This window comes from Winogradskyella sp. A2 (assembly GCF_046762865.1).
Lineage (GTDB): Bacteria > Bacteroidota > Bacteroidia > Flavobacteriales > Flavobacteriaceae > Winogradskyella.
This window is the reverse complement of the sequence record NZ_JBKQXM010000003.1, coordinates 406815-429668: the sequence shown is the minus strand read 5'-3', so window position 1 is coordinate 429668 and position 22854 is coordinate 406815. Positions and strand designations below refer to the sequence as shown.

Sequence of the window (22854 nt, the reverse complement as noted above, 5' to 3'; positions counted from 1 at the left end):
GAATATCGCTTATCCCAAACTAGATTTGGGATCTTATTATATTAAATTTACTTAATGTCTTTCAAGAAATTACATCCTTTATTAAAAGAATCCTTGTCAAATTTAGGTTTCGAAACTTCTAATGCATTTCAGAAAGAAGCCCTTCCAATACTAAAAGGAGGAGCAGACGCCTATATTATTGCTCCAAAGGGTAGTGGTAAGACTACTGCCCTTATTATTGCTATTATTCATAAGTTAAAAGCTACAGCTTTTGAAGACTCACCAAGAGCAATTGTGGTTGTTAAAGACAAACAAGATGCCTTGGCTTTAAAGGATGAATTCGAAAGATTTACAACACATACAGATTTACGAGTTTATGCCCTTTATGATGAGTACGATATTGAAAAACAAAAGGAAGAAGTTTACTATGGACAGGATATCGTTATTGCTACCGCATCCAGATTAAGTAAATTATATTTTTTAAATGGGATACATCTAGGCGAAATTCAATTATTTGCTATTGAAGATACCGATTATTTAGGACAAAACAATGCCTACAATCATATATTACGATTATCCGAAAGTCTCAAAAAATGTCAGTATGTGATTATTGCGGACGAGTTTAATTCTAAAATTAAGAATTATCAGAATGCGTTTATGAGAAATGCACAATTGATTAAAAAATTATAATCAAAGCGTCATCATCCAATTGCGCTGTAGTCTCCTAAACTTCTTAAGTTCACCACGTAAAATTGGTAAATAATCTTTACCATTGCTTTTTGAGTGTTCAAGTCTTCTACAGTTACTATATAATTTTGAGGTAAGACGATCTAAACTTTCAAAATGTTTATGCTTTTTATCAGAATGACGTTCGAGTTCAGCATTTATAATTTCTGGTGCTAGACTGGTAGATTGCTGTACAATATCACCAGAAAAATAAATATCAGAATCTTCGGTACCATCAGAATTTAAATAAGATAGATCATGGTTAAGATATGTGGATATGCTCCTGGATAACATAATGATATCCATAGCCTTTCTGTAAACAGGAAGTTCTGATAAGTGAGATGGTAGGTTGTAATTCATTTTTATAGCAATTGTTACGAAATTACGGACTAATCGCGTTAGAATAATTTAAAATTTAAATTAAAAATGTATATTTACTTTAAATTATATGTTAATATTTCCTAAAAATTTAAATTATTATGGATTCTGTTAATTCAATGATATTAAAGTGTCTCCAAAAAAATGCAAGAATGTCTAATTCTGAAATTGGAAGAAGAGTCGGTATGTCCTCTCCTGCTGTTGGTGAACGCATTAAAAAGATGGAAGATGCAGAAATTATTGAAGGCTATACAACCTTTGTGTCGCCATTTAAAACGGGCTATCAATTAAAAGCATTGATAACACTAAGAGCATTTATGGGAATGTTGAAGCCATTTTTAGAAAAGGTCAAAACTTATGATGAGGTTGTAAATTGTTACAGAATAACTGGTAATGAAAATATTGTGATGGAAGTTGTTTTAAAAAACCAACAACATCTAGAGTCTTTTATAGACCAATTAATTTCTTATGGTGAAACCAAAACTCAAATTGTTTTATCGCAAGTCGTAAAGCATAGTGAAATAAAACCACTATTGCCAAAAAGTTAGTTTTTTATACCAGGTTGTTTTAATTTCCAATCAGTTTTCGCTTTTTCTGTATCAACTATTTCCTTAACCTCGGCAAGAAGTTTCTTCGCGTCATATATAATTCCATCCTTGATGGTATATTTTACACCGCCTACACGGACAACTTTATTATCTTTTGTGAGTTTAATAGCTCCAGTACCATAGAGCGATTTTAAGTTAACTAAAGGGTTTTCTTCAATAATAACAAAATCAGCAAGTTTACCTATTTGTACACTACCAATTTTGTCATCCCAGCCCAATGCTTCAGCACCATTTAGTGTAGCTGATCTGATAACTTCTAAGGGATGGAATCCGGCTTCGCGTAATAATTCTAGTTCTCTGATATATGCAAATCCATAAAGCTGATAAATAAAACCAGAATCGGATCCAGTTGTAACTCTACCACCTCTATTTTTATATTCGTTTACAAAGGTCATCCAAAGTTGATAGTTGTTTTTCCATTCTATTTCTTGTTCTGTTCCCCAATAGTGCCAATAACTTCCATGACTTACCTTACTTGGTTCGTAGAATTTCCAAAGCGACGGTAAGGTATAATCTTCATGCCATTCGGCGCGTCTTGCCCTATGTAAATCTCTACTTGCCTCATAAATATTGAACGTAGGGTCTAAGGTAAAATCTAAATCAATGAGTTCATTCATCACATTATTCCAATGTTCCGAATAAGGTTTTGCAGCTTGCTTCCATAATTTTCCAGCTTCTTCAAATCGATGTTGCTCATTCTGATAGTTGTAATCTAAAGGATAGTTTTGTGTGGTTCGATCATCAAAAAGAGCTTCAGGTAAGCCGTACCAATGTTCCATAGACGTTAAGCCTGCTCTAGCCGAATGAAGCACGTTCCATCGTGCAACACTTAACTGCGCGTGATGACATGCTGATCTAAGACCTAATTTCTTATTCTCATCTAGTGCTGCGGCCATTATTTCTGGTTCTGCACCAAAAAACTTAATACCATCTGCACCGTTTTTAGCATTTGCTCTAACCCATTGTCTAGCTTCATCAGGTGTGGTAATAGGCACATCATTTAATGGATTAAAATCTTTGGTTGTTTGACCAAATCCTGTATAAGCAAAAATGCGTGGAGCTACTATTTCATTCTTTTCACTTTTCCGCTTTAAGTCTAAGGTCCAATCTATACTTCTCCCGCTGGGTTCTCTTATGGTAGTGATACCATGTGCCATCCAAAGTTTAAAAACATAATCCCAATCTGCACCTTGGGAAACACCTCCAATATGTCCGTGCATGTCAATGAATCCTGGCAAGAGATACATACCATTAGCATCTAATTCTTTTCCGCTCGGTTTTAGTTTTGGACGACTACTTTCTTTGATTTCAATACCAGGATAACCGACTACTTTTATATTGGTGATCTTGTTGCCTTCAACAACAATATCGACTGGTCCTCTAGGAGGCGCACCATCACCATTAATCAATGTTACGCCTCGAATAATGAGTTGATTAAATGGGCCTTCTGAATTGTTTTGTGAAAAAACTGATGAACAGTAAAAGAGAATTAAAAAAACAGTTTTGAATAAACGGATTTTCATTTTTGGTAATATAAGGTTGGTTAGTCCTTTAAAAATACGCAATTAAATTTACTCAATAACCAAGTGAGGAACATCTTCGAGATTCCAGTCAATTACTAGTCCACCAGCTAAGGATTGTGCTATGTCTTTTCCATATAAGTATTCGCTAAGATAGAGTGCAGCCTCAAATGATTTCGCACCGCCAGCTGATGTAATATACTTTCCATCATGCACAAAAAGAACGTCCTTTCTTATGTCTAAATGAGGAAACATTGCTCTCATTTTATTAATATCACTCGGAAATGTGGTAGAGACTTTATTTTCTAGAAGACCAGCTTTAGCCAATACAAAGGCACCATCGCAATGTGACGTGATGAATTGAGCTTCTTTATCAACTTGCTTAACAAAATCTATCATCGCTTTATCTTCTAAATCTGAGTCAATATGATGTTCTGCACTTGGCACAACTAGAATGTCAATTTTAGGCAATGAATCCTTGGTGTAATTAAAATCTGGCAATAAACGTATGCCTTCAAACGTGGTAATTACATTGTCGGTATTAGCTAAAGTAAAGACATTCATTGCTTTAATATTATCTCTAAAGACAGTATGCTGAAAAATATCATATGGTGCAGTAAGTTCCGTATTATAAACACCATCCATTATCAAAAATGCTACATTATAACGGTCAGGTTCTAGTATTGGATAACTCTTACTAGCTTCAGACGGTTTTGTTTTAGTCTTCTTTGTATCTGAGTTTTCAGTACAACTAAATACAAGTAATATTGAAAAGCAAAAAAGTAATATTTTTTTCATTTCACTAAGTTAATATTAAAGATTGAAACGTTAGCTATTGATTAGTTTTTACCCTATTTATAAGCCAAAAGGATAATAATATTGCCACTAATCCATAAGAGCCAGTTACAAGCCAATTCACCTGATAACCATATTTATCCACGATGCTTAGACCTATTTTAGAACTGAAAATATGGGATAAAGAAAACGCCATGGCATAAAGTGCTAGATAACTTCCTTCAACACCTTTCTTCGCTCTATTAAGTGCAAACTTGTTTGTAAAAGGAAACCCTAACATTTCACCGAATGTTATTATTATCATGTTTATGATTAATATGCCTATCCAAAAATTCTGGTAAAGAATGAAAAAACTGAAACACATAAGAAAGCATGCCATAAGTATATGCTTGGTAACATGTATAAATTTTTTCTCTAAGAAATTAAGTAAAGGCATTTCTAGAACTATTATTATACCAACATTTATTATCCACATTAGGCCAATTTTAAATTCATTGAGATTGAATATTTCCTCATAATAAAGTGGCATAGTCACAATGAGTTGAAAAAAGGCCATACCCATAAAAAAGCAAATTGCAATAAATATCCAATAGGTAAAATCTTTGTAAACAATATTCTTATTTAGTTTTGGTTCATCACTTTTCTCTTCAGTGATCTCTTTATGAGGAGGCGTAACCAAATACTTGAATATTATAATGGCAACAATACAGGTAATGCCGTCAATCCAAAACAGTAACCCATAGCCTTGTGTTACAATAATTAAACCTGCCACAGTAGGTCCTATGGCCATACCTGCATTTATGGCTAACCTTATCAGTCCAATTGCTCTAGTTTGATTTTCTGGAGTGCTATATGCTTTAATTGAGACATAAATGGCTGGTCTAAAACAGTCGGCAATACTCATAATAATAAGAATCGCAATACATAATCCCCAAAATGATGTGATGTACTGCAAGCAAATGAAGCTTAGTCCAGTTATAAGTAAACTAAATATCATTACTTTATAAAATCCAAATATATCTGTAAGTTTTCCTCCTAACCAACCACCAATTACAGAGCCTATACCAAAAAATGCTAAAATCCAGCCAGCATCATCCTTACTAAAGTCTAAGTTTTTGGTGAGGTATAACGATAGAAATGGAATTACCATTGTACCAGCTCTATTTACTAAAGAAATTAAGGAGATATACCAGATTTCTTTAGAAAGTCCTTTGAAGGAATCGATATAATTTATGTAGAGTTTTTTCATTTTGGTTGATATTAAAAAAATAAAAAGTCCGACGGTATCGTCGGACTTTTAAATATTGTTTGATAGTATGTGTATATAGCTACAATAGATAATGCATCCGAATGTCTTCCGAAGAAATGACTGTGGTTTGCTTTGTATATCTAATTGCTTGTCGCATTTTATTTTTTAATGTTTGAATCAAAACTACAATAAAAATTGATAAGTTGTATTTTTGGTAAAGAAATATAATCCTTCAATGAAATATATACTTCTTCCAATGCTTATATTTTTGGTCTTTGGTTGTTCCCAAAAGAAACATAGTCTTAAGGGTCAAACTGAGTGGCAAAGACAGACGAATTCCAACTTTAAGGATGCATCTAAATCTCCTTTAAAGGCAAAGGATTTAAAGAATTTTACCGGTTTAGATTTTTTTGATTTTGACTCCACATTTGTGGTCAAAGCTATTTTAGAAAGAACACCTAATTCAGAGTGGTTTAATATGAAAACAACTGATGATAGATTATCAAAAGAACGTATATATGGAATTTTAAAGTTTCAAATAAAAGGTAATCCTTACCAATTAAATGTTTATCAGGGTGAAGAAAATATGCAAACTGAAGGTTATGAAGATTATTTATTCCTTCCATTTCTAGATGATACAAATGGAAATATTTCCTATGGTGGTGGACGCTATATAGATCTTAGGATCCCAAATAATGATAGTATAATTATAGATTTTAATAAGGCATATAATCCACTTTGCGTTTACAATGAAAAATATTCTTGTCCAATCGTACCAAGGGTAAATTATTTAGACATTGAAATTAAAGCAGGGATGAAAAAATTTAAAAAGCTTTAGTTTATTTGACAAGGAAAATTCCTAGGAAGACTGCTAAAAATCCTATGACAAAACTACCTATGGTATATAAAGCAAAACTTGTAAAATCACCCGATTTTAAAAATACATGATTCTCATACGCAAAGGTTGAAAAAGTTGTAAACCCACCACAAAAACCTGTAGCTAATAGTAATGTCTGACTTTGGGTCAGGCTATCATTTTTACTAGCAAGTCCAAGGATGATTCCAATAAGTAAACTACCTAAAATATTGGCCAAAAAAGTGCCATAAGGTATGCCATCGCCAGTGCTATTGAGCCATTTGCCAATTAAATATCTTAATACGCTACCGATACCACCACCAAAAAAAACGAGTAAAATTTGTTTCATTTATTCTTTTAGTGGGATATAGATTTCGGTTCTCCAATCTGCAGGATTAGGAAAATTACCTGGATCATTTGTGTAAATCTCAAATGGTTTTAAATCGGATTGTACCAATCCATTTTCTGATATATGATTCATAGTGGCTTCCCATGCCTTAGAAAGATTTGTATAATTACCTAACAAAATAGTTTTTAGAACTTTAGTCTTCGGTATATAACCGATCGAAACATCTGATCCTTCAGGTATAGTATAGCGTTCATTCACAGGTATACCGTTACTCATAATAACATTGTCTTCGCCCATATCATTATATACTGTCAATGGCATTCCAAAAGGGACTATACCTTTACTACCCATAAATTGCATAACTGCACCAAAATTTTCACCCATTTTGGCACTCATATTCGTTGAATTAGCATTTGTGGTCTTATATAAATAAAATCCTCCACCATATTCTGTAATACCATTAATATTTATATCATATCGCGCCATGTCCTCAGTAACTAAGCTGTCAAGTTTAAAAAGTCCACGTTCAAAATCAGGACCTGTTTCCGATTCAATAGAACCCATTAAAGTTGTAAATAGCTTAGAGACAAAATCTTGATTACCATCCATAGCCCATGTCACCTTGGTGCCTTCATCGGTTGGTTCAAAAGTCCAGTTTACATTAGATTTTGCTTCATAGGGTGCAGTAAACTCAATTAATTGAGTAATAGACTTATTTTCTTCAATAGTATTGGTTGTCATTTGACCTTCACCTAGAATTTCACCTTTCCAAGAAAAATTTGCATTTTCTCCGCTTGTTTTATCACCATATGTTATTGTGGCGTCAGGCTCTTGTTCAATCCATGGTGAGAATGATGGCCATTCCTTAAAATCATTTACTTTTTGATAGAGTAATGAAGCAGGTGCATTGATAGTTCTACTTCTATTAAAACTGAATTCATTGGGTTGAACCGCTACATATATCGAAAATCCGATAATGAAAATTAACAGTAACAATAAAATGTACTTAAACGCTTTCATTGATTGATAAAGTTTAGTTGTTATTCAAAGATAGTAATTTTATGATATGTCATATAAGTATTACCTTTGTGGAAATACTAAAATCAACTAACATATGAAATTTAAATCAATATTAAAATTTTGTCTAATAGCACTAATGATAGTGGCTTGTAAGGACGATTCAAAAGAGGGTGCATTTAAGGAAGTAGACACAAAATTTGATTATAATGTAGAGCAATTTGCTGATGTTAAGATTCTACGTTATAAAATCCCAGGATGGGATAATCTTACCTTAAAAGAACAAAAATTAGTGTATTATTTAACTGAAGCTGGTCTTGCCGGTAGAGATATTATGTGGGATCAAAACTACAGACATAATTTAAAGATTAGACGTGCTCTTGAAAATGTATTTAAGGAATATTCTGGTGATAAGACTACAGATGACTGGAAGAATTTTGAAATATATCTTAAACGTGTTTGGTTTAGCAATGGTATTCATCATCATTACTCAAATGATAAGCTGAAACCAGATTTTACAAAAGACTATTTAAACGAATTGTTTTTAGCTACAAACACCAAGCTAGATGGTGAAGCATTTGATGTTATTTTTAATGATAAAGATTCTAAAAAAGTAAATCAGGCCAAAGGAGTAGATAATGTTGCGCTTTCAGCAGTTAATTTTTATGGTCCAGATGTTACAAGCGATGATGTTGTTAATTTTTACAAGGCTAAAAATTCACCAGACCCAAATAGACCATTGTCTTATGGATTAAATTCTCAGTTGATAAAAGAGGATGGTGTTTTAAAAGAACGAGTCTATAAATCTGAAGGATTATACGGCCAGGCAATTGATGAAATTATAGAATGGTTAAGTAAGGCTAGAGAAGTTGCAGAAAATGAAGCTCAAGGTAAAGCGTTAGACTTACTCATTAAATATTATATGACAGGAGATCTACAAACTTGGGACGATTATAATGTAGCTTGGACAGCTGCAACTGACGGGAATGTAGATTACATTAATAGCTTCATAGAGGTATACAACGACCCTATAGGATATAGAGGCTCATATGAAACAATTGTACAGATCAATGACTTTGACATGTCTAAAAAAATGGCCGTTCTATCGGAAAACGCCCAATGGTTTGAAGATAATTCTCCATTAATGGATGAGCATAAAAAGAAGAATGTAGTTGGTGTAACCTATAAAGTAGTTACAGTAGCTGGAGAGGCAGGTGATGCATCACCGAGTACACCTATTGGAGTTAATCTACCAAATGCCAATTGGATAAGAAAAGAAGTAGGTAGTAAATCTGTTTCGTTAGGAAACATAATTGAGGCCTACAATAATGCCGGTAGCTCAGGTCGTTTAAAAGAATTTGTTCATGATGAGGAAGAATTAGCACTTGAAGAAGAGTATGGACAACTAGCAGATAAACTTCACACAGCGTTGCATGAAGTTATAGGTCATGCATCAGGTCAAATTAATCCAGGTGTAGGAGAGACCAAAGAAACGTTGAAGAACTATGCTTCTACTTTAGAAGAAGGAAGAGCAGATCTTGTTGGTCTTTATTATTTATATGATTCTAAATTACAAGAATTAGGTTTAGTTGAAGATTGGAAAGCAGTAGGTATGGCAGCCTTTGATGGTTATATTAGAAACGGCTTAATTACACAATTAATTAGATTGAATCTTGGCGATGATGTAGAAGAAGCTCATATGAGAAACAGACAATGGGTTTCTGCTTGGGCATATGAGAAAGGTAAAGTAGACAATGTTATTGAAAAGGTAAGTAGAGATGGTAAAACGTATTATAATATAAATGATTATGATAAATTACATGAGTTATTTGGTCAGTTGTTGAGAGAAACACAACGTATTAAATCTGAAGGTGATTATGATGCAGTTGAAGCATTAGTTGAGGGATATGGTGTAAAAGTTGACCAAGAGGTGCATGCGGAAGTGTTAGAACGCAACAAGCAATTTACGTCTGCTCCGTACAGTGGATTCGTTAATCCAGTTCTAGTACCTGAAATGAATGATTCTGGTGAAATTACAGCAATTAAGGTAACACAACCTAAGGGATTCCCAGAACAAATGTTAGTATACAGTAAAATTTACAATCACTTACCTGATGTAAATTAATCTTAAAAAGATATATAAAGAAAAAAGCAGTTGCGATTCACAACTGCTTTTTTTATTTAGTGTTTAATAAACCGTTTGGTTAATTTTATTCCGTCTACATCAAATAATACAAAATAAACACCTTCTTGAAGTTTCTCAACAAATACATTGTCTCCAGGATTAGCTCTTTCTAGAACCATTTTTCCTGTTAGATCGACAATTTGAACACGAGAAATAATCAATTCAGTATCAAAATATAATCTGTCTGAAGCCGGATTTGGATATAGCCTAATATCATTTGGTGAATACTCTTCATCATCAATGCTTAAACTATCCGTTACAGTAACATTAACTGTTACTGAATCTGTATTTCCTGAAGCATCTGTTACTGTTAAAACAACAGGAAATACACCTTCCATTGTAAACGTATCAACGTCAATACTGAGAGTTGCAGTACCACAATTATCACCAGAACCATCGTCAACATCAGCTGCTACAATTGTAATTGATCCCATTCCTAGTAAATCAACAGTTATATCCATACCACTAGCTATTGGATCCAAATTGTCTTCAATAGTTACAGTTGCGGTGGCACTATCATTTAAACCACCAGAATCCGTGACTGTTAAGGTTACTGTGTTTGGTCCAATGTTAGAACAGTCAAAGCTCGAAATGTCTAAAGTGCTCATATCAATAGAACAATTGTCGTTTGAACCGTTATCGATATCTGCAGGTACAATTGTTGCATTACCACTTGCGTCCAAGGCCACAGTAATGTCCTGTGTAATTGCCACTGGATCTGCTATGTCTTCGATAGTAACTGTAATTGTTGCAGTATCTGTATTACCACTTTGATCTGTAACTGTAAGAGTTACTGAATTTGCACCAATGTCACTGCAATCAAATGAAGAAACATCTAGACTACTTGATGTTATAGAACAGTTATCACTAGAGCCATTTTCAACATCAGCAGGCACTATTGAAGCATTTCCACTTCCATCTAACTGAAGAGTTATATTCTGTGCTACAGCAACTGGATCAATACTATCTTCAACTGTAACGGTTGCAGGTGTATTTGTAACATTTCCATTATTATCAGTTACAGTTAATGTTACTGTATTATCGCCTAGGTCTGTACAGTCAAAAGATGTAATATCCAAAACACTAGTTGCGATACCACAATTATCTGATAATACATTTTCAATATCTGCTTCAACAATGGTAACGCTACCACTTGCATCTAATTGAACCGTTATGTTTTGAGTGGTTACACTTGGAAAAATATTATCTTCTACCGTAACAGTGGCTGTGGTATTGTTACTATTACCACTAGGATCAGTAACAGTCAATGTAACTGTATTTACACCAACATCATCACAATCAAAACTTGTAATATCTAAACTTCTTGTATCAATACTACAGTTGTCGTTAGAGCCATTGTCTACATCTGTAGGACTAATTGTGGCATTTCCACTAGCATCTAACTGAACTGTAATGTTCTGACCAATCGCTGTTGGGTTGGCAACATCTTCAACTGTCACTGTTGCTGTTGCAGTATCAGAATTGCCACTCTGATCTGTAACGGTCAATGTTACTGTATTATCTCCAAGATTACTACAGTCAAAAGATGATACATCTAAACTTCTGGTCGAAATAGTACAATTATCACTTGATAAATTGTCAATTTGTGTTGCTAAAATAGTAGCACTGCCAGTAGCGTCTAATTGCACTGTGATATTTTGTGTAATAGCAGTAGGATCAATAGAATCTTCAACAGTTATTGTTGCTGTTGCAGTATTACTATTACCGCTTTGATCTGTCACGGTTAAAGTCACTGTATTAGCACCTAAATCTGTACAATCAAAATCCGTAATATCTAAACTCTTTGTAACTATTGTACAATTATCAGTTGACAAATCAACATCATCAGGTACAATTGAAACTGCTCCAGTACCGTCTAACTGAACAGTAATGTTCTGCGTTTGAGCATCTGGTATTGTATTATCTTCTATTGTAACAGTAGCGCTAACTGTATTGGTATTGCCATCAGGATCCGTAACCGTAAAGTTCACGGTATTAGCTCCAAGATTCGTACAATCAAAATCCATAACATCCACACTATTAGATACAATACTACAATTGTCCGTAGAGCCATTTTCAAGATCATTAGCTGTTATGCTTGCCATACCATTTGCGTCGAGCGAAATGGTAAGATCTTGAGCTACTGCAATAGGATCTATATTGTCTACAACTGTAATTGTAACATTTTGAGTGCTTACCTTCATTTCAGCATCCGTTGCTGTTACCATAACAGTATTGGTACCTAAATCGGCACAGGTGTAATCGAACTGAGGTTGATCTAAAACTACCGAGACTAATTCACAATCATCAAACGTACCATTATCTACATCAGCGATAGTAATACTGCCTTGTCCACTAGCATCCAATTCTACTGTAATATCTGGAAATACAACAATGGTCGGATCTTGGTTGTCAAATACATCAACATCGTCTAAAATTTTATACATTGAATAATTACCATCGGTGTTTTTCATACTAATCCAAACATCATGGATATCACAGGTTACCATATCTGTTGGAATTTCAACCAAATACTCATCAGGATTTCCTGTTGGTGTAAATGCCAATGGTGTACCTGTCCCAAAACCTAACTCTGCATCATATAGGAACTCAATCTCATCTAATGCTGCTACAGGTGGTGTTGCAAAATCAGCGGCATCTATTATAAAGAATCGTTTTCTTTCGTACAAACTCCAGGTACCATCCAAATTTTGCGCTCTGATACCCAGTTCGTGAAATCCTCCATCTAAAGAACCAAGAGGTATTACCAAAGGATCAGTAGATTCACTTGGGCTACCTGGTATTGCTATTGCCGTTCCATTGCCAAATCCAGGATCAGTGTCGAACCAGTATTCTAATTGCTGTAAATTAGAAATGGGATTACTACCAGCAATATCACTAACATAGAATGTCTTATTATCAAACAAACTCCAGTCGCCATTAAGATTTTGAGCTCTGATGCTAATAGTTTCAAATCCTTCATCTAATCCCGTTAAAGGGATGACATAAGATTGTGTTAGTTCACTAGGATTGCCTGTAAAAGATAATGGATTACCATTTCCAAATCCTGGATCAATACCAAACCAATATTCCATGGCAGCCAAGTTAGATGGTGGTACAGCACCTGTATTTTCAAAAATGTAGAAGCTATTTTTTGTGAATAAACTCCAAGTACCATCTAAATTTATGGCACGCATTCCTAAAGTATGAAATCCAGCATCTAAACTCCCTAATGGTATAACAAAACTTTCTGTAGTCTCATTAATCGGACTACCAGTAATTGATAAGGTAGTACCTAAACCAAATCCAGGGTCCGTGTCAAACCAATATTCTATCTCATCTAGGTTAGAAATTGGTGCGCCACCTGTTGTAAAATCGAAAATATAGAAATCAGAAGCATCAAATAAACTCCAATTACCTCCATTATCAAGAGCTCTAATGGAAAGTTTGTGAAAACCTTCATTCAATCCAGTAACTGGTATGACAAGGTTTTGTGTGAGTTCACCAGTATTTGCATTTGCGCTAATTGCCGTTCCGTTACCAAAGCCTGGATCAGTGCCAAAATAATATTCATAACTTGTTATCGTTTGTCCTTGCAACTGATAGATACCTATCAAAATTAGCAAGGGTAATATTTTTTTGATTACACTGAAAAAATAATTGGTAACTGATAGCGAGCGCATTTTTTTTTGCGCTCTCATATTAATTAGCTTTAGCCGTAACGGTCACATTAATATTACCATTTTTAGGTACAGCACCATCATAAGAAATAACATCTAATGTTGGTAAGCCTCTTGGTACACCTAATTTGCTATAGTTGAAGCCATTATTAAACAACCCCATTTCAGAACCACCGCCACCACCAGTTAGCGCAGGAGAACCTGCTTGTAAAGTGAGGTCATCTTCTGGTCTTATTGCTGAATCATATGATGAGGACGTTCCAGCGAAACTTTGTGACACTGTATTATCTACATTAGTAAATAAAGGATCGGTATTGTTTAATGATCCTGTCTCAGTGAATGATCCTGAAGCATTTGCAACATAATCTAAATTTCCAAAACCATAATTATACGTAAGATTATTCGATAAATTAAATGGTCCATTATTTAAATTAACAAATCTATTTGAGCCACTATTTAGTATAAACATATTGTTGAATAAAATTAAAGTACCATTTGCAACATCGTTGTTATTAATTGTAATTGACGATGTTCCTCTAAATACATTATTTGCAACAACCAAAGTAAGAGTCTGTTCAGTAGATAATGTAGAAAGTATGATATTATTTGATACTAATACATTACTAGCATTATCGTCAACAAATAATCCAGCCCTAAGAATACAGCCGCGTATTTCTGAGTCATCTGTTGGTACATTAAATGTTCCAAGATTAAACGTGCTACTAACTTCACACTCATAGAGCCTGAACCCAGTATATGGTGGAGGTGATGGAGCTCCTGTTAAGGACCAAGTGATACTAGAAATAAATAAACCTTTAAATTCTACATTACTACTTCTAACACTTACAGCACCTATAGTTGATATTTTACCAGGTTCACTGTGGGATCTTCCCACTATGGTTAAAGGTTTGGTAATATTTAAATTACCATAAGAAGTTCCAGAAGGTTGCACATAGATAATATCGTTATCTGCCGCATTATCATGTGCGTCTTGTATGGTGGTGTAGGTTGTTGTTGAGTTGGCATTGTTGTCAATTGTAATAATTGTTTGGGCTTCAATGTTGGTTAAAAATAAACCAAGTGAACAGAAAAGGAACACTTTTCTGAAAAATGTAAGTGTTTTCATAATTTATAAAGAATTGATTAATAGCTATTTATAATTTACAAAAAAATGATGATGAATAAAAGTGTCTTGATTATCAGAATAATATGATATTATTGGGTAATACTATCGTATCGTCAGTAAATTCAGGTCTTTTCTAGTTTGAAATTTATTTTAAAAAAATTAAAAAAATTCACAGAATTTTTGATTTTATTAGCTTAGTTATATCATTAGGTAAATAAATTGACGAATTTATAAAACCTCATAATTTGTGCGAAAAATAATACAATTAAAGATCTAAAAATCAATATGTTATATTAATTTTCTGACAGAAATTTTTGAAGATAGCAACAATAAAAATTGACGAATTTACATAAAGATGAACTTCACAGCTGCAATAAGGCCAATAAAACCAATAAAGGCTATTAAGATCCAAACCGTGCCTTTGTAATATTTTTTATGAAGCGGTAAATCCTTGCGGTACTGAAATGCAATAACAATTACAAAAGCAATAAAAAATAATATTCCAAAAATCAATTGACCAGTACTAAACATCTGCTTATTTTTATGCAAAAATAACAATTACTCAATTTATAAACTAGCTACCATGCAAGATAAAATCAATGCAGTTAAAGCATTCCATACGGCCTTTAAAATAGGGCATAGAGAAACACCAAAAGCCAATTTGGGAATAGAAAAGAATATGCTGCGCTATAAATTAATGCGAGAAGAGAATGAAGAGTATTTAGAAGCTGCCAATGATAATGATTTGGTTGAGGTGGCAGATGCACTTGGTGATTTGCTATATATTTTATGTGGTACCATAATTGAGCATGGCCTACAATATAAAATCGAAGAGGTTTTTGATGAAATACAACGCAGTAATATGAGTAAACTTGGCGAAAACGGCGAGCCTATTTACCGTGAAGATGGCAAAGTACTAAAGGGCCCAAATTATTTTAAGCCTCATATTAAAGAAATATTAGATAAATAATAGTCTTAGTAGACTTTTATGCGCCAACCAAAAGGATCTTCAGCTTGGTTGGTTTGTATGTCTGTAATACGCTTCTTTAGACGTTCACCATAGGTGTTATCTAGTTCTGGCAACTCATAGTTTACGCCTTTAAATCCAAATCCAGAAATTGGTGAAACCACAGCTGCAGTACCAGCACCAAAAAGTTCTTTTAAACTTCCGTTTTCAGAGGCTTCAATAAGTTCAGTTACTTTTATTTTACGTACTTCAACATCTATACCCTCGTCTTCGGCAATTTTTAAGATACTTTTTCTTGTAATACCATCCAATATTCTATCACTTGTTGGTACAGTAAGCAAGGTGTCATTTATGCGGACAAAAATATTCATTGCACCAGCTTCTTCAATATATTCGTGAGTATTATCGTCTGTCCAGATAACTTGTTGGAATCCTTTTTCTTTTGCTAACTGTGTTGGGTAAAACTGCCCAGCATAATTTCCGCCGGCTTTCGCAAAACCTACACCACCATTTGCAGAACGCGAATATTTTTCTTCGATAAGAACTTTAACTTTACCTGAAAAATAAGGTCCTGACGGGGCAAATGCAATTACAAATTTATAGGCATCTGCTGGAGAAGCATGAAATCCTTCACCTGTAGCAAACATAAACGGACGTATGTAAAGTGCGCTTCCTTCTGAAGTAGGTATCCAATCCTTTTCTAATTTAAGTAGCTCCTTTAAACCGTTCATAAAATATTCCCCAGGAATCTCTGGCATAGCTAATCGCTTGGCTGAAATATTCATACGCTTGCAATTATCAATAGGTCGAAATAGAAAAACACTACCATCAGCATCCTTATAGGCTTTCATGCCTTCAAAAATAGATTGTCCATAATGAAAAATCTTTGAAGACGGTTGTAATGTAATTCCTTGGTAAGGCACAATTTTAGGTGTTTGCCATTTACCATCTTCATAATCACAAACAAACATGTGGTCTGAAAAAATTTTACCAAATGCTAGATTACTAAAATCTACACTATCAATTTTTGATGTTTTAGACCTTTCAATATGTATTTTTTCTGAATATGTAATAGCCATAAAAACGTTGGATTTATTGAGCAAAAATAAGCAATCATTACCGTTAAAAAAAGGTAATATTTCTTTAAATTTCGTAAATTTGCAACTCGACAACAAATCAATTAAAATATTAATAAAATGAAAAAATTAATCTGGATTTTCGCACTTAGTTTAGCAATTGTTTCTTGTAAGAATGAAGCAAAAACATTAGAAAGCGAAGTAGAGGTTGTAAAAGATGAATTAGCCTATGCTACGTTTGGGATGGAAATAAATGATGATGATGCCTTATCTACTGACCGCATGATGGAGCACTACAAGGGGCTAAAGGCTGGTGATACAGTTAATGCAAAAATGAAGGGAAAAATTGTTGAGGTATGCTCTAAAAAAGGATGTTGGATGACTTTAGATGCAGGAGGAGATAATACCATTATGGTAAAATTTAAAGACTATAGCTTCTTTATGCCATTAAACGCAGAAGGTGAAGTCGTTATTAATGGTAAAGCTTATGTTGCTGAAACTTCAGTAGATGAATTAAGACATTATGCAGAAGATGCTGGTAAGTCTAAAGAAGAGATTGAAGCAATAACAGAGTCTAAATTAGAATACCATTTTGAAGCGGATGGCGTCCTTTTACAACAATAGATTCTTAATAGTTTTTCTATCGGTTGTATTCATTTTTTCGAGTTGTAAAGATGAGGAGAATGTTGCAGAACAACCAAAAAAAGAAAAGATAGAATATGAAATATACAGGCCTTCTGAAATGGCCAATTTTATGAATGCCATGTATGCCTATAATGTGCAATTAAAGCAACAGATTATAAAAGGCGAAACGCCAGTTATAATGCCTTTAGATTTAATGAAGTTGCACTCTGCGGAAATGAGCAATGGTCATGCAAGAACACCAGTTTGGAATAGTTTTGTCAACGTATTTATTGAAGCACAACAATCTGTAGCAGACACCTTGTCTAATGTAGAGTTAAGAGCGCGTTATAACGATGCTATTAATAACTGCTTGGCATGTCATAAAACAGAATGTACAGGACCGATACCTAAGATCAAAAAACTATTGATTCAATAGGTTTGAAGCGCAAAATAATAACAACAGCAGACGGTTCTAAAACCATACAAATTGAAGAATGGAACGAACAATATCATTCCATTCACGGAGCGATTAACGAAGCAAACCATGTTTTTCTTAAACATGGTTTGCTTTTTTATTCTCATTACAACCAAAAACCTGAACCTATTACAATATTAGAAATAGGTTTTGGTACAGGTTTAAACGCATTTTTGACTTTAGTTGACGCTGAAAAACAGAGCCTTAATATTGACTATGTTGGTGTTGAAGCTTATCCTGTTTCAATGGATGAGATTATTCAATTGAATTATGTTGATTTAATATCAAAAAACCATGCTTCATTATACAGCAAGATGCATGAGATAGATTGGGAAGTCACCACAAACATTACTTCAAATTTCAAATTAGAGAAACAACAAAAGTTCTTTAGGGAAATAAAAGCAAAAAATGAATTTGATATCATTTATTTTGATGCTTTTGGTGCTCGTGTTCAACCAGATCTGTGGACAAAAGATATATTTAAAATAATGTATCGAGCAATGAAAAACAATGGAGTTTTGGTTACATATTCAGCCAAGGGTAGCGTAAGACGAGCTATGCAAGCTGTAGGTTTTGAGGTTGAAAGACTACCTGGCCCTCCCGGAAAACGCGAAATGTTACGAGCCATAAAACGTTAAATCCTATTTAAAGTCTATTCTTACGATTGGTGCCTTTAGTATCTTTACAAAAAAAGCAAGATGACGGTTTTAATAACAGGTGCGACAGGATTAGTAGGACAGGAGATTGTTAAACAATGTCATACAACAGGTATTAATATTCATTACTTAACGACATCAAAATCTAAGCTAGCAAACGAAGCAAATTATAAAGGCTTTTATTGGAATCCAAACAATAACGAAATTGACCACAAGTGTTTCAAAGATGTTTCAACTATTATTAACTTAGTAGGTGCATCAATATCAAAAAGATGGACTGATATCTACAAAAAAGAAATATTAGAGAGTCGCACAAAGACCGCTAAATTACTTCAAGATACGATAACAGCTCATAATTACAAGATTGATCATGTTATTTCGGCTAGCGCAATTGGTGTTTATCCATCGAGTTTTACTAATTATTATGATGAAGAATACGATCAAAACTCAGATTCGTTTTTAGGGAAGGTCGTAGAACAATGGGAAGACGCAGTAGAAGGCTTTAAAGATTTAGGGTGTAAGGTGGCGAAAATTAGAATTGGATTAGTTTTGGCTAAAGACGGAGGCGCATTACCCGAAATTGTAAGACCAATAAAGCTTGGAGTAGGTGCAGCCTTTGGAAATGGTAAACAATGGCAAAGTTGGATTCATGTAGAGGATTTGGCTGGTATTTTTACACATGTTTTGAGACATAAATTGGAAGGTGTTTATAATGGTGTTGCCCCAAATGCAGTTACTAATACTGAACTTACTAAAGCCGTGGCAAAAGTGTTACACAGACCGTTAATATTTCCAAATATTCCAAAAGCACTAATGAAATTAATTCTTGGTGAGATGCATATTTTGCTTTTTGAGAGTCAGCGTGTGAGTTCCCAAAAAATAGAATCAAAGGGGTTTCATTTTGAGTACGCAAATCTAAATCCTGCCCTTGAAGATTTACTGAATTAATTACTTAGCACTTTTAATAACATCGGTTTTTTTCTTTTTGAGACAGGCAAGGTGGTCTTGTCATTAAGAATTACATACCCACCGTCTTTATTTATATAGCTTTGAAGATGTTGTAGGTTGATTAAATGAGAATGGTGTATTCTTAAGAAGCCTGAATCTTGAAGTATTTCCTCAAAATCCTTTAATGTTTTAGCGACAACTTCTTTTTTATCTCCTTCTAAAAATATTTTTGAATAGTTGCCATCAGATTGAATTCTTAAAATAGAACTACACTCGTACATAAATACGCCCTTGGTTGTTTGTAATGCTATTTTTTGACGTAGCGGGTCAATACTTCTATTATTAATTAAGCTGTTAATTTGTTGTTGCATTTTCTCTAAATCGATTTTTTTTGCTTTTTCAACAGCTTCAACTAATAGTGAACTGTCGATGGGTTTTAGGAGATAATCTAATGCACTAATTCTAATGGCTTTAATGGCATATTTACTGTATGCCGTAGTAAATATCACTTTAAAGTTTTTAGTATTAAGTTTTTCAAGTAAGTCAAAACCAGTACCATCTTTTAATTGAATATCTAAGAATACGATTTCAGGTTGTATTTCAGTAATGAGATCAAATCCTGATTTTACAGTTGAGGCGCTACCACAAATTTCAACATCAGGACAGTTATTCTTTAATTCCTGTTGCAAAGCCACAATTGCCTGCTTTTCGTCTTCAATGATTACTGCTTTCATATTACCAAACTTTTAAAATGGGTAGTTTAATGCAGACTTTAGTGCCTATATTATTTTCTCCATCTTTTATTTCAAAATTATTTTCGTCGTCATAATTGTTTTCAATATCAATGCGCTCTTTAGTTATTTTAAGAGCTTTAGATGTAGTGTCATTATTGGTCTTGTTCTTTTTTAATGAATGTGTGTATCCAATTCCATCATCTACAACACTGCAGATTAATTTATCTCCTCCAAGTTTAAAAGAAATTATTAGTAATCCTTTTTCTTCCTTTGGTGCTAATCCATGAATAATGGCATTTTCAACTAAGGGTTGCAAAATAAGACTTGGTATACCTATTTCTGACTTATCAATTAAAGGATCAACGTTTATGGTATAATCAAAAACATCTACATATCTAAGTTGAATGAGTTTTATGTATAAGGTTATTATTTCTAGTTCTTTTTCAATACTTATGAGTCGTTCATCATTTTCTAAAATCAGCCTCAATAGTTTTGATAGTTTGGTAATATAATTATTGGCTTCTTTGAGGTTGCCAACAGAATAATATCCTTTAATCGTATTTAGTGCATTAAATATAAAATGCGGATTCATCTGCATTCGCAATGCTTTTTGCTCTAAATCGAGCATTTGTTTTTCAATTTGTATTTGCTGTTGTTTAGCTTTTAACATCTTGCGTTCCTTGTTAAAACCTTTTTTAAGAGACGCAATACGTTTTCCAATTATAAAATAGAGTAAAGTAAGAAGTGCAATTATGACTATAAGTATAAATGGTAAGGTCTTATAAAATGGTGGATTTATTTTTAGATGTATTTGTTTTGATATGCTCCAAATACCACTTTTACCTTTTGCCCTAATTTCAATGGTTTGGGATCCACTACTTAAGTTTTTTATTTCTAAATTTCTATTATTGGTGGTGTTCCAAGGACCATCATTAATTCTATATTGATAGTTGAGTTTGGAATAATCTGAAAATGATATACCAGTAAACCCAATGCTTAGATCATTTTCTGAACTTTTAAGATTAAAAAGATCAGTAGGCTTAGTATTATTTATTAAAACATTTTGAATTACAATACTAGGTACTGCGTTGTTTGCTTTAATAGTTGACCAATCAAAGGATAATAATCCCTTATCGGTGGCGAGGTATATTAATGAATCATTTATGGCAATGTCATTAATCTTTTCTTCATCGATTCTAAGCAGTCGGTTTAAACTCGTTACTTTTATCTGATCGTTTTGAAATTCTATACCGTCAAGACCTTTATTTGTGCCTACGAGTAAACTTTCACCAAAGGGTTTGATGACATAACAAGTATTGCTAGATAACTCTTGTTTCTTTGAAATATGATGCTTTATACGTCCTCCTTTTAAAACAGACACACCCTTAGAATTCGTAGCTACTACATATTCTTTGGTTATATTATTAAAATGGATATCATGTATAGAAGAGTTTAGCTCTTCAGCCTCTTGGTTAATGCGATAAATTGAATCGTTCTTGTAAATAAATAATCCTGTGGTTGTCCCGAAGAAGAGGCCACGATCATCAAAGGATTCTAAAACATTAGTTCGTCTTTTAAAGATATTGTAGTCTTTATACTTATGTTTATTTTTTTCTTCGTTATTTGTTAACGATGGTATTTTACCCACATCACTTGGCAAACACTTGTATACCATTGAAGAAGCAATAAAATAATGAGATCCGTTATAATGAAAGTCGTTTGCCCCAAATCCATAAGTTTTAATTTCATTTTTATCTAAAATGAAAGATTTGTTATTGCCGGTAACAACAATATTATTGGGAATAGAACTAATATTTTTGATATACTCGTCTTCTATAGTATTGTTAAATGGTTTTACTAATTTATCAGATTCATTAGTTAGATTAAACAGACCCTTTTCTGAACCTATCCACAAATTGTTTGTGTCATCAAATTTTAGGGAGGTTATTTTAATACGTTCATTAAAAGTATCGTATTGCTTTAAATTAAAATTAGGGATAAATTTTATTCCATTATTCAATGTAGTAATCCAATAATTTCCTTGCCTATCTTTTAAACTATTTGAGATAATATCTCCTTGAAAATATTTTTCGATATTAGATTCTGTCTTAATCAGCAAGCCATTTCGCGTGCCTATCCAAAGTCTATTATCAATTTGTTCTAAGTCAATTATATCTTCGTTTATTTCAGGATTGTAAAGCTCAACGATACCAGTGGTTTTAACTTCTAACAAACCAATTTTATTGGCAAATAACTTCTTACCTTTAAAATCTACTGTTCTATAGGCAAAATATGGGTTCATTTGGTCACTGAAAGAATGTAAGAGCTTCATGTTATGATCTAAAACAGAATCTAGAGTAAGGTAAATAGGGTAATTGCCATCAATCCAATACCCAAATAAAGTAGCAGGTGTTTTAAAGGATTCAATATGATTGGTCTCTAAATTTATTTTTCTAACCTGTCCGTCTCGATATAGAATAAACAGGAAATGATAGATTTCAAAGGCATCAACAACAAGTTTGTCATGTGACGCTTCGTTTAAGAGTGTATTGTTTTTTGTATTGTAGAATTTACCATCCTTTAAAAAAGATAGTGAGCCGTTTAAAGTTAAGAACCAGATTCGGTTTTCAGAATCTTGGTAAACATTAAATACTTCGTTATCCGAAAGTCCGTCATCTGTACTAAAATGCTTGAAGGTATAGCCGTCATATCTTAATACTCCAACATCGGTTCCAAACCAGAGGAATCCATCATTATCTTCAAAGACCGAATAAACGTTAGATGTTGGTAATCCTTCTTCTATGCCATAATTTATTGTATAAGGATCTTGCCCAAAAATTGCAATGCAATGAAATATGAAGAGAAGGTATAGTCTTTTCAAAGATTTATATTATATCAATAAATAT

General features: G+C 33.4%; 21 protein-coding genes. 9 read left to right on the top strand and 12 right to left on the bottom strand.

Annotated elements, in window-relative coordinates; genetic code table 11:
• The first annotated feature begins 54 nt into the window (after nt 1-54).
• Entirely contained in the window at nt 55-669 is a 615-nt protein-coding gene (locus ACFWV9_RS07885) for a DEAD/DEAH box helicase (protein WP_411894704.1), read from the top strand.
• Here the strand turns inward: ACFWV9_RS07885 and ACFWV9_RS07880 are convergent, their stop codons facing one another.
• On the bottom strand, nt 670-1065 hold the full coding sequence (locus ACFWV9_RS07880; RefSeq protein ID WP_411894703.1) for a hypothetical protein: 396 nt from the start codon (nt 1063-1065) through the stop codon (nt 670-672). It lies immediately after the preceding gene.
• Between the two features lie 119 nt (nt 1066-1184).
• Between ACFWV9_RS07880 and ACFWV9_RS07875 the strand changes: the two genes are divergently transcribed.
• A complete protein-coding gene (locus ACFWV9_RS07875; RefSeq protein WP_411894702.1) occupies nt 1185-1631 on the top strand; it encodes an Lrp/AsnC family transcriptional regulator in 447 nt (148 codons plus the stop codon).
• Here ACFWV9_RS07875 and ACFWV9_RS07870 read toward each other — a convergent pair.
• From ACFWV9_RS07870 to ACFWV9_RS07860, 3 genes are read right to left on the bottom strand one after another with little or no spacing between them, the layout of a single operon-like run.
• A complete protein-coding gene (locus tag ACFWV9_RS07870) occupies nt 1628-3214 on the bottom strand; it encodes an amidohydrolase family protein (protein ID WP_411894701.1) in 1587 nt (528 codons plus the stop codon). The genes ACFWV9_RS07875 and ACFWV9_RS07870 overlap by 4 nt on opposite strands.
• 48 nt (nt 3215-3262) lie before the next feature.
• On the bottom strand, nt 3263-4009 hold the full coding sequence (locus tag ACFWV9_RS07865) for a DJ-1/PfpI family protein (RefSeq protein ID WP_411894700.1): 747 nt from the start codon (nt 4007-4009) through the stop codon (nt 3263-3265).
• A gap of 34 nt (nt 4010-4043) precedes the next feature.
• Nucleotides 4044-5255 carry an MDR family MFS transporter gene (locus ACFWV9_RS07860; RefSeq protein WP_411894699.1) on the bottom strand — a complete coding sequence of 404 codons (1212 nt, stop codon included), beginning with the start codon at nt 5253-5255 and terminating at the stop codon, nt 4044-4046.
• Between the two features lie 235 nt (nt 5256-5490).
• Here ACFWV9_RS07860 and ACFWV9_RS07855 point away from each other — a divergent pair, with 235 nt between their 5' ends.
• A complete protein-coding gene (locus ACFWV9_RS07855) occupies nt 5491-6093 on the top strand; it encodes a DUF1684 domain-containing protein (protein WP_411894698.1) in 603 nt (200 codons plus the stop codon).
• 1 nt (nt 6094) lies between these two features.
• Here the strand turns inward: ACFWV9_RS07855 and crcB are convergent, their stop codons facing one another.
• The gene (gene crcB, locus ACFWV9_RS07850; RefSeq protein WP_411894697.1) at nt 6095-6460 is read right to left on the bottom strand and encodes a fluoride efflux transporter CrcB; all 366 of its coding nucleotides are present in this window, start codon (nt 6458-6460) and stop codon (nt 6095-6097) included.
• Nucleotides 6461-7480, bottom strand: a complete 1020-nt coding sequence (locus tag ACFWV9_RS07845) for an SRPBCC family protein (RefSeq protein ID WP_411894696.1) — start codon at nt 7478-7480, stop codon at nt 6461-6463.
• 136 nt (nt 7481-7616) lie between these two features.
• On the opposite strand from ACFWV9_RS07845, the gene ACFWV9_RS07840 reads away from it, so the two are divergent.
• On the top strand, nt 7617-9602 hold the full coding sequence (locus ACFWV9_RS07840) for a dipeptidyl-peptidase 3 family protein (RefSeq protein ID WP_411894787.1): 1986 nt from the start codon (nt 7617-7619) through the stop codon (nt 9600-9602).
• Nucleotides 9603-9658: 56 nt separating this feature from the next.
• On the opposite strand, the gene ACFWV9_RS07835 is transcribed toward ACFWV9_RS07840, so the two are convergent.
• The 3 genes from ACFWV9_RS07835 to ACFWV9_RS07825 all read right to left on the bottom strand — a co-directional run bounded on the left by ACFWV9_RS07835 (nt 9659) and on the right by ACFWV9_RS07825 (nt 14999).
• Entirely contained in the window at nt 9659-13363 is a 3705-nt protein-coding gene (locus ACFWV9_RS07835) for a T9SS type A sorting domain-containing protein (protein ID WP_411894695.1), read from the bottom strand.
• Between the two features lies 1 nt (nt 13364).
• A complete protein-coding gene (locus ACFWV9_RS07830; RefSeq protein ID WP_411894694.1) occupies nt 13365-14468 on the bottom strand; it encodes a hypothetical protein in 1104 nt (367 codons plus the stop codon).
• A gap of 345 nt (nt 14469-14813) precedes the next feature.
• The gene (locus ACFWV9_RS07825) at nt 14814-14999 is read right to left on the bottom strand and encodes a hypothetical protein (RefSeq protein ID WP_411894693.1); all 186 of its coding nucleotides are present in this window, start codon (nt 14997-14999) and stop codon (nt 14814-14816) included.
• A 52-nt stretch (nt 15000-15051) separates the two neighbouring features.
• Here ACFWV9_RS07825 and ACFWV9_RS07820 point away from each other — a divergent pair, with 52 nt between their 5' ends.
• Entirely contained in the window at nt 15052-15438 is a 387-nt protein-coding gene (locus ACFWV9_RS07820; protein ID WP_411894692.1) for a hypothetical protein, read from the top strand.
• A 5-nt stretch (nt 15439-15443) separates the two neighbouring features.
• Here ACFWV9_RS07820 and ACFWV9_RS07815 read toward each other — a convergent pair whose 3' ends face one another.
• The gene (locus ACFWV9_RS07815) at nt 15444-16514 is read right to left on the bottom strand and encodes a branched-chain amino acid aminotransferase (protein ID WP_411894691.1); all 1071 of its coding nucleotides are present in this window, start codon (nt 16512-16514) and stop codon (nt 15444-15446) included.
• Between the two features lie 117 nt (nt 16515-16631).
• On the opposite strand from ACFWV9_RS07815, the gene ACFWV9_RS07810 reads away from it, so the two are divergent.
• From ACFWV9_RS07810 to ACFWV9_RS07795, 4 genes are read left to right on the top strand one after another with little or no spacing between them, the layout of a single operon-like run.
• Nucleotides 16632-17135: a DUF4920 domain-containing protein gene (locus tag ACFWV9_RS07810; protein ID WP_411894690.1), complete on the top strand. Its 504-nt coding sequence runs from the start codon at nt 16632-16634 to the stop codon at nt 17133-17135.
• Nucleotides 17113-17571: a hypothetical protein gene (locus tag ACFWV9_RS07805; protein WP_411894689.1), complete on the top strand. Its 459-nt coding sequence runs from the start codon at nt 17113-17115 to the stop codon at nt 17569-17571. Before ACFWV9_RS07810 ends, ACFWV9_RS07805 begins: the two co-directional genes overlap by 23 nt.
• A 2-nt stretch (nt 17572-17573) precedes the next feature.
• A complete protein-coding gene (gene mnmD / locus ACFWV9_RS07800; protein ID WP_411894688.1) occupies nt 17574-18248 on the top strand; it encodes a tRNA (5-methylaminomethyl-2-thiouridine)(34)-methyltransferase MnmD in 675 nt (224 codons plus the stop codon).
• 60 nt (nt 18249-18308) lie between these two features.
• Entirely contained in the window at nt 18309-19214 is a 906-nt protein-coding gene (locus tag ACFWV9_RS07795; protein ID WP_411894687.1) for a TIGR01777 family oxidoreductase, read from the top strand.
• Here the strand turns inward: ACFWV9_RS07795 and ACFWV9_RS07790 are convergent.
• Both ACFWV9_RS07790 and ACFWV9_RS07785 read right to left on the bottom strand, forming a co-directional pair.
• Nucleotides 19211-19948: a LytR/AlgR family response regulator transcription factor gene (locus tag ACFWV9_RS07790; RefSeq protein WP_411894686.1), complete on the bottom strand. Its 738-nt coding sequence runs from the start codon at nt 19946-19948 to the stop codon at nt 19211-19213. The genes ACFWV9_RS07795 and ACFWV9_RS07790 overlap by 4 nt on opposite strands.
• Nucleotide 19949: 1 nt before the next feature.
• Nucleotides 19950-22829, bottom strand: coding sequence for a histidine kinase (locus ACFWV9_RS07785; RefSeq protein ID WP_411894685.1), 2880 nt, complete (start codon nt 22827-22829; stop codon nt 19950-19952).
• Between the last annotated feature and the right edge of the window lie 25 nt (nt 22830-22854).